Consider the following 11,911-nt stretch of genomic DNA (forward strand, 5'->3'; position numbering starts at 1 on the left):
GCCATACAAGCAGGGTTTTTCTCACCCGACCGGAGGCGGCGCCCCGGCCGCCCCGATGGCGCGGATCGTCAGCCGTGGGAGCGCAGCGGGACGGTCAGCACAGGCACGTCGGCGTGGCTCGTGACGTGGTGCGAGACGCTGCCCGCGAGCGCCGAGCGCACCCCGGTGAGCCCCCGGGTGCCCATCACGATCAGCCGGGGTCGCAGCTCCTCGGCGCGCTCGACGATCGTCTGCCACAGGGGGCCGCTCCCGCTGCGGGCGCCGCCGGTCACCGTGAAGCCGGCCGCGCGGGCGCGCTGCACCCCGGCCTCCGCGACGGCCGCGGCCTGCTCGCGCTCGCGCTCCAGCATCGCGCCGGTGTCGTCGTAGGCGATCGCGTAGATCGCGGACCGCGCCGCCGCGCTGGAGACGGGCTCCCACGCGTGGACGACCTCGGCCCGGCCGCCGCCGAGGATCGCGGCGGCGACGTCGATGGCGTGGTCGGCGTTCTCCGACCCGTCGTAGGCGATCAGGACGGTGCCGTCGGTGGGGTTCGACGGACGGGACTCGCTGGTGGCCATGTCAGGCCTCCGTTCCGGTTGCCACGGCGCCGCGCACCCGTTCGGGGCGCGGGCGGCCGGGGATGATGAGACACGTCGCCAGTCCGACGAGGAGGGCGACGAAGCAGAAGGCGAAGGCGATCGTGAAGCCGTCCTCGCCGGGCAGCCCGCCGACGACCTCGGCGGCCAGGATGGCGGCGGCGATCTGGCCGCCGATCGCGCCGCCGAGCGAGCGCATCACCGTGTTCATCCCGGTGGCGACCCCGGTCTGGTCCTGGCGGACGTTCTGCACGATGAGGTTCGCCAGCGCGGCGAAGGCGAGCCCGATGCCGATCCCCTGGATCGCGGAGCTCAGGTAGATCGCGAGCTCCTCGTCGGACGCGACGACGAGGAGCAGGAAGGACGCGGCGGTGAACCCCGTGCCCGCCATCAGCGGGGGCTTGGAGCCGAACCGGGCCTCGAGGCGCCCGGCGAACGTGCCGGCCACGAGCATGAAGAGCGCCGACGGCAGCATGAAGAGGCCGGCCTCGGTGACCGTCGACCCGAAGCCGTAGCCGGTCGACTCCGGCTGCTGCACGAGCTGCGGCACGAGGATGAACGACGAGTACATGCCGACCCCGAGGAGGAGGGCGACGAGGTTCGTGGTCCAGACGCCCCGGATCCGCATCATCCGCATGTCGACGAGCGGCACCGCGGAGCGGCTCTCGAGCCGGACCCAGGCGGCGAGCACCACGAGCCCCGTGGCGAACAGCGCGATCGTCCCCGGCGACGCCCATCCCCACGACTGGCCCTCGCTGACCGCGAGCAGCACGCCGCCCAGCCCGAGCGACATCAGCGCGGCCGCGGCCCAGCTGATCCGCCCGGGCGTCCGGATCGGCGACTCGGGGACGAAGAGGTGGGTCGTCACGGCCGCGAGCACGACCGCGACGAGCGGCAGCCAGAACAGCCAGTGGTAGCTGAGGTTGTCGACGATCACGCCGGCGAGGACGATGCCGAGCCCGCCGCCGATCCCGAGGAGGGCCGACATCAGGCCGATCGCCCCGGCGACCCGCTCGCGCGGGAACTCGTCGCGGATGATCCCGAAGGCGAGGGGGAAGATGCCGCCGCCGACGCCCTGGATCACGCGCGCGGCGATCAGCACGCCGATCGACGACGCGACCGCGGCCAGCGCCGTCCCCGCGGCCAGCACGACGAGCACGATCATCAGGACGCGCTCCTTGCCGAACATGTCGCCGAGCCGCCCGACGATCGGGGTGGCGACCGACGCGCTCAGCAGGTAGCCGGTCAGGACCCAGGCGACCGCGGAGGGCGTGGTGTCGAGCTCCCGCTGGATGTCCGGGAGCGCCGGCGCGACCAGGGACTGCAGGAGCGCGAAGGCGACGCCCGCGAGGGCCAGGACGGCCAGGGTGACGGTGGGGCTCCGTCGGACGGTCGCTGGGTCGGTCATGGCGGGGCGTGGTCCGTGGTCGGGGGACGGCGGATGCGGAACGGTCGTTCCGGGCCGTGTCCCTACACTAGCGGAATGAGCGTTCCGGCCGATTCCCGCGACGACTGGGCCGCGCTCGACGGTGCAGCGAAGCGCGCCAGGGTCCTCCGCGTCGCCGGGGAGCTGTTCGCCCGCGACGGCCTCGACGTGCCGATGCCGGTGCTGGCGGAGGCCATCGGCGTGGGCGTCGGCAGCATCTACCGTCAGATCGGCCGCAAGGAGGACATCGTCGCCGCGCTGATCGCCGAGCGGATCGCGGTCGTGGCCGGGATCTTCGAGCGGGCCGTCGACGAGCCCGACCCGTGGGCCGCGCTCCACGGGGCGACGTTCGCGGTCGTCGCCGCGGCCGTCGACGATCGCGTGACCCACGAGTCGTGGGCGGCCAGCTCCGAGCACCCCGACGTCCTCGCGGCCCGCCCCCGTGCCGCGGCGGCGCTCGACGCCCTCGTCGACCGGGTTCGCGCGGCGGGGGTCCTCCGGGAGGACGCGACCGCCGACGACCTCCGGCTCGCCTTCCGCGCGATGAAGGACGTCGACGACCTCGGGCCCGGCGGGGCCCGCCGCCTCGCTGAGCTCGTGCTGCGGGGCATGCGGGCCCCGGTGCACTCGCGCTGAGCGCGTGGGCGGCGGTCAGGCGGGGCTGGCGACGGGCCGCACGGCCTGTCCGCCGCCCGGTCCCTCGTCGAGCAGGTCGTACTCGTCGTAGATCGCGTTGATCACGCGGCGGTCCAGGACGATCGCGGTGAAGATCAGCGTGACGGCCGTCAGGAGCGCGGCCATGAGGATCGGCAGGACCAGCCCCTGCCCGAAGAAGCTGGGCTGCAGCCCGGTGAAGTCCGTGATGCTGCCGCTGCTGCCGCTGTCGAGCGCGGTCTCGAGCTTGAACGAGTTGCCGATGCCCGACTCGACCCAGCGGGCGAGCGTGATGTCGGAGAGCGCCCGGACCGGGACGATCATCTTCGCGGTCGGGATCAGCGCGCCCGAGAGCAGCAGCTGCGGGATGACGACGAGCGGCAGGACCGTCGTCGCCTGGCCGGCGTTCTGGACGAGCACGGAGACGAGCAGGCCGATCGCGGCCGCCCCCCAGGCGCCGACGATGGCCATCGCGAGCACCCCCGCGTACTGCGTGATGTCCCCGGCGGGCGGCTGCAGCACGGCGACCGGCACCACGAGGAGCACGGTCTGGAACGCGACCAGCGGGAAGATCACCACGCACTTCGACAGCAGGTACGCGTCGAGGCGGACGCCGACGGCGGCCTCGCGGAGCAGCGCGTCGCGCTCGCGGGCGACCTCGCGGCAGGCGGCGATCAGGCCGAGCCAGACCGCGCCGATGACGATCATGAAGGCGAGGAGGACGCCGTAGTAGCCGCCCGCGGTCGGGTCGGAGAGGATGTTCGCCGGCACCGTCAGGCCGATCGCGATGCCGATGACGGGCGCCTGGCCGATCATCAGGGCCAGCGACCGGGCGTCGCGGCGCATGCAGAGCGCGTAGCGCGACGACAAGGTGCGGATCTGGCGGCTGACCGGCGGCGCCTTGCGCCGTGCCTGGGACGCGTTGCTCGTGGTCGTCGCGCCGCCGGAGGCCGCGTGGCCGGTGGGGCCCGCGACGACGTCGCGTGAGTCGTCGGAGTCCTCGACCGCGGCGTAGACCTCGTCGATGGTGGTCGCGCCGAAGTGGGCGAGCGTCTCGTCGTGCGAGCCGACGAACGCGACGCGACCGCCCGACGCCATCACGATGATGCGGTCGCAGAGGCGGAGGCTCCCGGTGGCGTGCGTCGTCACGAGGACGGCGCGCCCGCGGTCGGCGAGCTCGCGCAGGAGCAGCATCAGGCGCCGCTCGAGGCCGGGATCCAGGCCGGACGTCGGCTCGTCGAGCACGACCACGGAGGGATCGCCGACGAGCTCGGTGCCGCACGCGACGCGGCGGCGCTCGCCGTCCGACAGCGACCGCACCTGCGCGTCGCCGCGGTGCGTCATGTGGAGCTCCTCGAGCACCGCCTCGACGCGGGCCTCGCGCTCGCGCGCCGGGACGTCGTGGGCGCGCAGCGCGGCGGCGTACCCGAGGGCCTCGCGGACCGTCAGCTGCGGGTGGACGAGGTCGCCGGTCGGGACGTAGCCGACGGAGTCGGTCGCGAAGTCGATGTGCTCGCCGTCGACCGTGATCTCGCCCGCGCTGGGGGCGTTGACCCCGGCGAGGACGCGGACCAGCGTCGACTTGCCGGCGCCGGACGCGCCGATGATCGCGCAGAGCTCGCCGGGCCGGACGTCGATGTCGACGCTGCGGACGAGCGTCTGCCCGCCCGCCTGGACGCGGACGCCACGGGCGGAGAGGCCACCGCGGCCGGCGCTGGTGCCCGGCTTCGCGGTCGTGTCGGTCGGAGGAGGCGACGTGGACATCGTCACGATCCTCGCACGACGCGGCGGTTCCGTGTCCCAGGTCCGGTGTGCCGGACGACGCCGCGGCGCCGGTCGCGCCGCGAGGCCGTGCGAACGACCATCTAGTCGCCCTTGCCGGCCTTCTTGGTCTTGATGGCGGACTTCGAGACGCCGTCGGACACCTCGGGGTTCGTGATCTCGCCGATGCGGTCGATGAGCTTGATCCACTGGCCCGGCTCCAGCAGCTGCTGGACCTGCTTGCCGAGCTCGGCGCTGTTGGTGCCCTCCGGCTTGAAGCCGACGTGGATGTGGTCGTCGTGGTCGGGCAGCGACATCGTGTTGTCCGTGCCCGGGAAGGTCATCAGGGAGATGATCTGGTGCGGCTTCATCGTGCCCTGCAGTTGCAGCAGCTGCCGGATCGTGGAGTCCGTGATCGTGCCCTTGCCCTGCGTCTTCGGCGTGATCGTGATGCCGTTGACGGACGCGATGTCCATCGCGTTGCCGGTCGAGTGCTCCGACACGTTGCCCGAGGCGGTCATCTTGCCGTGGCCGGAGCGCAGCGACGAGATCGTCAGGCGCAGGCCCGACGTCGTCAGGTACTCCATCGTCGCGAGCACGCGACGGTCGATGGCGCCGGCGGCGATGTCGCGGCGGCCCTCCTCGTAGATGCCGAGGTTGCGGTCCGACAGCACGCGCTGCTGGAGCTGCTCCTTGCTCATCAGCAGGACCTGGCCGGCGGTGGCGGAGCCCTCGCCGAACAGCGGGTTGGTGCCCTTGGCGCGGTAGACCGCCGTGGACTCCAGGAGCTTCCAGCCGTCGAGGATCGGCTTCGGGTCGACGCGGGGCGAGCCCTTGCCGGCGGGGTGCACCTCGAACTGCAGGTGCGGCGACTTCGTCGAGTCCTTCTGCTTGCCGATGCGGCCGAGGACGGTGCCGGCCATGACCTTGGCGCCCTTCTTCAGGCGCTTGAGGTTCACGTCCTTCTTGTCCCAGCCGTTCAGCGCGATGTCGGACGTGCCGTCCTCGAGCTGCGCGTTGGCGAGCTGCTCCGCGCCGCCGTTCTTCTTCGCCAGCGGGCGCGCGGGGTTCGCGAACAGGGTGTCGCGGGCGGACTGGACCGTGTCGGCGATCCCGCCCTGGTCGACGACGGGCGCCTCGGGCGTCACCGGGTCGGGTGCCGCCTGCGGGGCGGCCTGCTGGCCGGCCGACGCGGCCTTCGTCGGCACGGGGTCCTTCGCCTTCGCGATGCGCTCCAGGCGGCGGGCCTCGGCCTTCTCGGCCTTCTTCATCGCGCCGCGCTTGGGCACGGGGTAGAAGTGCGCGACGGTCTTCAGGTTGCCGTACGTGTACGTGTTGCCGTAGACGTCCCGCAGCATCACGAACCTGCCCAGGCGCGGGTTCTTGCCGACCTTGAGGATCCGGCCGTCCTGCGCGGCGACCGCACCGGCCCCGGCGCGGGAGAAGATCGAGATCTGGCGCTGCGCACCGGAGTTGATGACCTTCGCGGCGTTGCCCTTCTTCGTCCGCGCGCGGGCCTTCTTCGACGTGTCGTCGCCGGCGTACCGCGACTTCGCGGCGACCGGGAACACGCCCTGCGTCAGACCGGTCAGCGAGCTCACGAGATCCGGCGGCAGACCACCGATCAGGCGCGAGCGCAGCATCACCGAGTCGACGTACCAGTCGGCGTGGTTGTAGGCGAAGATCGCCTTCTTGATGTTCTTCTCCCCGCCGGCCGCGCGGAGGTACCGGGCGGCCGCGAAGATCGCGTCGACCGGGTTGTACGGGTCGGCGGAGCCGTCGTTGTTGGCGTCGACGCCGTAGCCCTTCCACGTGGCGGGCATGAACTGCATCCAGCCCTCGGCGCCCGCGGAGGACACCGACAGGTTGCGGCCGTAGTCGGTCTCGATCTCGTTGATCGCGGCCAGGGTCTCCCACGGGATCCCGTACTGGGCACCGGCGGCCTGGTAGATCGGCAGCAGGAACGGCGGGATCCGGAACTTGTCGATGAAGAAGTTCGGGACGCCGCGCGGTGCCGCGCCCGGCGTGGCGAGCGAGAACGTCGGATCCGCCGGGGTCGGCGCGCCGCCCGCGTCGCGGGTCGTCGTGCCGTCGGGGCCGGTCTCGGCGCCACCGCTGTCGACCGACGCCGCGGCGGCGGCGCGCGCGGCGCGACGCGCCTTGCGGGCCTTCGAGCCCTTCTTGCCCGACGTGCCGGTGACCTGGTCGACGACGTCCTCGATCGACTTCGTCGACGGGGCCTTCTGCTTCTTGCGCTTCTTGCCGGGCGTCGCGGGCGCGGCGCCCGTCGTCGTCGCCGGCGCGGCGTCCGTCGTGCCCGCGGGTGCCGCGGGGGTCGACGGCGTCGGAGCGGCCTCCGTGGTCGACGGGGCGGGCGTCGTCGCCGGCCCCGGGCCCGTGACCTTCACCACGAGGCCGCCGAGGTCGGGCAGCGGAATCTGGTCGATGGGCGTGCCTGGGGGCACGTCCACGTTGATCTGCAGCACCGTCCCGCCCGCCAGGGTGACGGTGAGGGTCCGCGACTCCGCTGACGCGCTCGAGGCAGCGCCGAACCCGGCGGCCACCACCCCCGCGGTCGACAGGCCCACTGCGATCTTGGTCTTCCGACTCACGTGACTCTCTCCAGAACCCTCAGGTGCGCGTTGCGACGTTCGTGCCTCCGGGACGACTGGGCCCCGGTACTGCTCCGGACACGGGCGCCGCCCGCGTTGCTCCGATCCCGACCTTCGCCGCACCCGCCGGAGCTCCTCCGGTCGCCGCGTCGCCCAGTCGGGCCATGTTCACTGTGGCACCGTACGGGATGTGCATCACACAAGGCAACCACCCGGACGGAGCGTTGCTATCCCCCAAAGGGCGTAGTCCACCGGTCCGGATCCCCCTGGGACCTGCGTGGGGGCGCGCATCTACGGCTCGAGCATCGAGGTGCACATCCAGAACGCCTCGTCGATGCGCATCTGCGTGACCGCGCGCGGCTTGATCGAGTAGAGGACGACGTCGGTCGTCTCCCGGCCGATCGCCCGGAGCGACCGCGGCTCGCGACACAGCTCGGCGACGATCCCGTGGTCGTCGGCGACCACCAGGTGGCCGACCGTGATGTCCGGGTCCATGCCCCGCGGGACGGGGATCTCGCCGGCGAGGCTGCGCCGGATGCCGAGCTCCCCGGAGATCAGCCCCGCGTCGACCGCCCAGATCGGGATGCCGGTCTCCGCGAGCGTGATCGTGAGCGCGTCGGCGGGGATGCCGATGTGCTGGAAGCCACCGCGGAGGAGCCGTTCGAAGTACGCCTCCTCCATCGGGGGACGGTCGTCGTCCGGATTGCGCCCGACGCTGCGGAACAGCTCGCGGTACGCCGCGGGCGCCTCGGAGTTGTTCGTGCGCAGGAGGTCGATGCCGCGGACGCTCGTGGAGAGGTGGCGCAGGCGCTGCTTCGCCCACTCCGGGCTGCGCGTCGTGACCGTGACCGGGCTGCGGAGGTGCACGAGCTCGAGCCCGGGCAGCCGTTCGGCGACGTCGGACGCGATCCACCCCTTGTCGGGGCGCCGCCCGTGGCGGATGACCGTGTCGTCGAACTGCTGCGGGACGTCGTTGGGGTCGCGGTGGACGCCCACGTCAGCTCACCGCGCCCGTCGACCGCCGCGCGCCTGGCCGCGTCGGTGTGCCCGGCCGGCGCGCCGCGTGCCGGCGGGGATCCCGCATCCGCGTGGAGACCGAGTGCCCGATCGGGACTCAGTCCATCCCGAGCGGGCCCTCGAGGCGGCGGTTGATGAACTGCCGCACGAAGGGGTTGTCGGACTCGAACATGTCCTTGCGGGCACCCGCCTGGACGATGCGGCCCTTCCACAGCACCGAGATGTACTGGCCGATCTGGTGCAGCGACGCGATGTCGTGGGTGACGACGACGTAGGTGCCGCCGTGCTGCGCGTGCATCTTCACGATGAGCTCGCAGAGGAGGGCGGTACGGACCGGGTCGAGTCCCGAGTCGGGCTCGTCGAAGATGACGATCTCGGGCTCGGTCACGAGCGCGCGGGCGAAGCCGGCGCGCTTGCGCATGCCGCCGGAGAGCTCGTTCGGCATCAGGACGCCGGCGTGTCCCATGCCGACCTCCTCGAGGCGCTGGTTGACGACCTCGGCGATCTCGCCCTCCGGCATGTCGGTGTTCTGCCGGAGCGGGAACGCGACGTTGTCGAAGATGTTCATCGAGCCGAACAGCGCGCCGTCCTGGAACAGGATCCCGAACTTCTGGCGCATCTGGAGCAGCTGCGACGTCGTCAGGTTCGGCACGGAGTCGCCATGCACGATGACGTCGCCGTAGTCGGGGAACAGCAGCCCGATGAGGTGCTTGATGACGACGGACTTGCCGGTACCGGACGGCCCGAGGATGACCGTGATCATGCCCTCCGGGATGCCGACGTTCAGGCCGTTGAGGATCGGGTTGCGCCCGAAGGACTTGTAGACGTCGACGCACTCGATCGACCAGAAGTCGCCCGGGTTCTTCTCCTGGAACGAGGGCTGGCCCTCGTGGAGGCTGTACTCGTGTGCCGCGTCGAGAAGCGCCTTCGTCTCGGCATCCGCACCGACACCGCTCTCGTCGTCGCCCATCTCCCGATGGAGCAGACCCCGTCCTGTGGTCATCGCCCTGTCTCCTTCATCGCAGCACCCGTGATTTCGTCGGCGGGGCATCCGGATCCACCGGGCACCGCGCTGCCAAGCGATCGTACGGCGGCCGCATCGGCGGGGGGATATGTCGGGGGTGGGATATCCGTCCCCCGCTGGTGGGGGTGTCTGTGACTTTCGTCCTCTCCGACGGCCCCACCCGCATAGAGTCGCCGCGTGGCTCCGTTCTTTCTCTTCGTGCAGTTCGAGTTCACGCATGGCGTGGGCCCGGGCGCAGGCCGCTACGTCGTCGTGCCCGAACGTCGGCTCAGCCCGTCGCTCTCGAGCACCGGCGCACCGGGAGAGGAGCCGCTCGTGATCGGTGATCGCGACCGCGTGACCGGGACGGTCCTGGACGCCGGCGCGGCGGACGTCCTCGTGATGGCGGTGCAGGGCGTCGCGAAGGGCCGCCGGCGGATCCGGCGCAAGGCTCGCCTCCTCGAGCCGGAGGACGGTCTGGACGACGTCCCGATCCAGCTGGCGTCGTACGTCGAGGCCAGCGCGCCGATCCCGAAGGCCGACGAGGCCCGGGACCGCCTGGAGGAGATCGCCCAGATGGTCGACCTCCAGCAGCGCTGGGTCGACGAGGGCCTCGCGGTCCTCAACCGGGCGATCCGCGGACACCGCGCCGGGTCCGGCGATCCGTACCGCCTGGAGGTCGCGCGCCGCGACGCGCGGAAGGTCCGCATCGGGTTCGGGACGTCGTCCGAGGTCGCCGAGGGCGGCTGGACCGACGCGCTCGACATCCCCGCGCCCCCGGGGCAGCGCGCCTCCCGGGCGTCGACGCTCGCCCCCGCCGAGGCCGTCGCCGACGCGCTCACCGGTCGGCTCGCGGTCCTCGAGTGCGAGGACCTCCTGATCCGGGTCTTCCTCGATCTCGACGCCGGTCGGACGTCCGCCGCCGCGCTGCAGGCCGCGGCGGGCCTGCGGCTCGTGCGCGCCGAGGTCGGCGCCGACGACGACCGCGTGGGGGACGCCGTCACGACCGCGGCGGAGCTCGCCGAGACCGGCCTGCAGCGCGCCCTGAACGAGGGCGAGGTCGAGCGCCTGATGCGCGCGGTCGAGGCCGGCACCCGGATCCTCGAGACCCGCCGGCACGCCTTCCACCGCTAGGCCACGCCCCGCACGGGGCGTGGCCCGGAACGACGAGGGCCCCGTCCGGCGGACGGGGCCCTCGTCGTTCCTGCGGTGACCGGCCGCCGGAGCGGCCGGCCGGGGATCAGTCCTCGTCGGGACCGGCGCTCAGGACCAGGTCGTACGCCCGGTTCTCGAGCTTCTGCGAGAGGTCGATGTGGATGTGCTTGACCTCCGTGTACTCGTTGAGGGCGTCGGGGCCCAGCTCGCGGCCGAGACCGCTCTGCTTGTAGCCGCCGAACGGGAGCTCCGGGGTCACCATGTGCACGTCGTTGATCCAGACCGTGCCGGCCTGCAGCTTCTGCGCGACGTCGAGGCAGACCTCGTAGTCGTTGCTCCAGACCGCGCCGGACAGGCCGTAGATCGAGTCGTTGGCGATCGCGACGGCCTCGTCGACGTCACCGGAGTACTTGATCACCACGAGGACCGGCCCGAAGACCTCCTCGCGGGCGATCCGCATGTCGTTGGTGACGTTCGTGAAGACCGTCGGCTCGATCCAGAAGCCCTTCTCGAACTCGGGGCCCTCCGGGGCCTTGCCGCCGCAGGCGGCGACGGCGCCCTCCTCCTCGGCGATCTTCAGGTACGAGAGCACGCGGTCGTGCTGGCGCTTGGAGACGACCGGTCCGACGTCGGTGTCGAAGTCGAAGGGATCGCCCATCTTCAGCGTGCCGATGCGCTTGACGATCTGCGCGACGAGCTCGTCGTGGATCGACTCCGGGACGATGAGGCGCGTGATCGACTCGCACATCTGCCCGCTGTAGAGGCAGCAGCCCATGATCGCGGCGTCCGCGACGGTCTTGATGTCGACGTCCTCCGTGATCACGGCGGCGCCCTTGCCGCCGAGCTCGAGGGAGACCTTCTTCACCGTCTGCGACGCGGCCTTCATGATCTCGCGGCCGACGGCCGTCGAGCCGGTGAAGGCGATCTTGCCGACGTCGGGGTGCGAGGACAGGCGGGCGCCGACCTCGGGACCGTCGCCGGTGATGATGTTCAGGACGCCGTCCGGCAGGCCGGCCTCCTTCGCGATGTCCGCGAACATCAGCGTGGAGAGCGGGGTCTTCTCGTCGGCCTTGATGACGATCGAGTTGCCGGCGGCGAGCGCCGGGCCGATCTTCCAGAGCGTCAGGACGAGCGGGAAGTTCCACGGCAGGATGCCGGCGCAGACGCCGATCGGCTCGCGGCGCAGGACGTTGCTCGAGAGCGTCGGGTACGGCGCCGTCGGGATGCCGACCTCGGCCTGGAACTTGCCGGCGAGCTCCGCGAAGTACGCGAAGTGGGGAGCGGCGAGGCCGATGTGGAAGCCGCCGGCCTGGCGGACCGTGGCGCCGTTCGCGGTGATCTCGGCCTCGATCAGCTCCTCGACCTTCTCCGACAGGCCCTCCGAGATCCGCAGCATGACCTCGCGGCGCTCGTCCGGGCCGAGCGTCGCCCAGCTGCCGTTCTCGAAGGCCTTCTTCGCGGCGGCGACGGCGGCGTCGGCGTGCTCGACCGTGCCCTTCGCCACGGTCGCCACGAGCTCCTCGTTGGCGGGGTTGCGGATCTCGTAGGACTCGTCGGCGTCCTGGTGCTGTCCGCCGATGAACATCTTGTGGTGCTGCACGCCCACTGTGGCCATGAGTGCTCTCCCGAGGTCGGTGGTCCCGGCGGCGCCCGGATGGCGGCCGAAGGGTTTTGACGATCCTCTCCGACGATCCGCGTCCGCGCC

General features: G+C 72.0%; 9 protein-coding genes. 2 read left to right on the plus strand and 7 right to left on the minus strand.

Annotated elements, in window-relative coordinates; translation table 11 throughout:
• Positions 1–68: 68 nt before the first annotated feature.
• On the minus strand, positions 69–560 hold the full coding sequence (locus tag PATMI_RS0103780) for a universal stress protein (protein ID WP_051471020.1): 492 nt from the start codon (positions 558–560) through the stop codon (positions 69–71).
• A gap of 1 nt (position 561) precedes the next feature.
• Positions 562–1,986 carry an MFS transporter gene (locus PATMI_RS27200; RefSeq protein WP_051471021.1) on the minus strand — a complete coding sequence of 475 codons (1,425 nt, stop codon included), beginning with the start codon at positions 1,984–1,986 and terminating at the stop codon, positions 562–564.
• A 75-nt stretch (positions 1,987–2,061) separates the two neighbouring features.
• On the opposite strand from PATMI_RS27200, the gene PATMI_RS0103790 reads away from it, so the two are divergent.
• Positions 2,062–2,640, plus strand: coding sequence for a TetR/AcrR family transcriptional regulator (locus PATMI_RS0103790; protein WP_026909905.1), 579 nt, complete (start codon positions 2,062–2,064; stop codon positions 2,638–2,640).
• Between the two features lie 15 nt (positions 2,641–2,655).
• On the opposite strand, the gene PATMI_RS0103795 is transcribed toward PATMI_RS0103790, so the two are convergent.
• From PATMI_RS0103795 to PATMI_RS0103810, 4 genes are all read right to left on the minus strand, one after another.
• Positions 2,656–4,422: an ABC transporter ATP-binding protein/permease gene (locus PATMI_RS0103795; protein WP_026909906.1), complete on the minus strand. Its 1,767-nt coding sequence runs from the start codon at positions 4,420–4,422 to the stop codon at positions 2,656–2,658.
• 101 nt (positions 4,423–4,523) lie between these two features.
• A complete protein-coding gene (locus PATMI_RS33830) occupies positions 4,524–7,031 on the minus strand; it encodes a lytic murein transglycosylase (RefSeq protein WP_211241692.1) in 2,508 nt (835 codons plus the stop codon).
• 291 nt (positions 7,032–7,322) lie between these two features.
• Positions 7,323–8,027, minus strand: a complete 705-nt coding sequence (locus PATMI_RS0103805; protein WP_026909907.1) for a hypothetical protein — start codon at positions 8,025–8,027, stop codon at positions 7,323–7,325.
• Between the two features lie 118 nt (positions 8,028–8,145).
• Complete coding sequence (locus PATMI_RS0103810; RefSeq protein WP_157260604.1) at positions 8,146–9,051, minus strand: ABC transporter ATP-binding protein; 906 nt, start codon at positions 9,049–9,051, stop codon at positions 8,146–8,148.
• A gap of 198 nt (positions 9,052–9,249) precedes the next feature.
• Here PATMI_RS0103810 and PATMI_RS0103815 point away from each other — a divergent pair, with 198 nt between their 5' ends.
• The gene (locus tag PATMI_RS0103815; RefSeq protein ID WP_026909909.1) at positions 9,250–10,185 is read left to right on the plus strand and encodes a hypothetical protein; all 936 of its coding nucleotides are present in this window, start codon (positions 9,250–9,252) and stop codon (positions 10,183–10,185) included.
• Positions 10,186–10,291: 106 nt separating this feature from the next.
• Here PATMI_RS0103815 and PATMI_RS0103820 read toward each other — a convergent pair whose 3' ends face one another.
• Entirely contained in the window at positions 10,292–11,821 is a 1,530-nt protein-coding gene (locus PATMI_RS0103820; RefSeq protein WP_026909910.1) for an aldehyde dehydrogenase family protein, read from the minus strand.
• Positions 11,822–11,911 lie beyond the last annotated feature (90 nt).

The sequence above is a fragment of the Patulibacter minatonensis DSM 18081 genome (genome assembly GCF_000519325.1).
Taxonomy (GTDB): domain Bacteria; phylum Actinomycetota; class Thermoleophilia; order Solirubrobacterales; family Solirubrobacteraceae; genus Patulibacter; species Patulibacter minatonensis.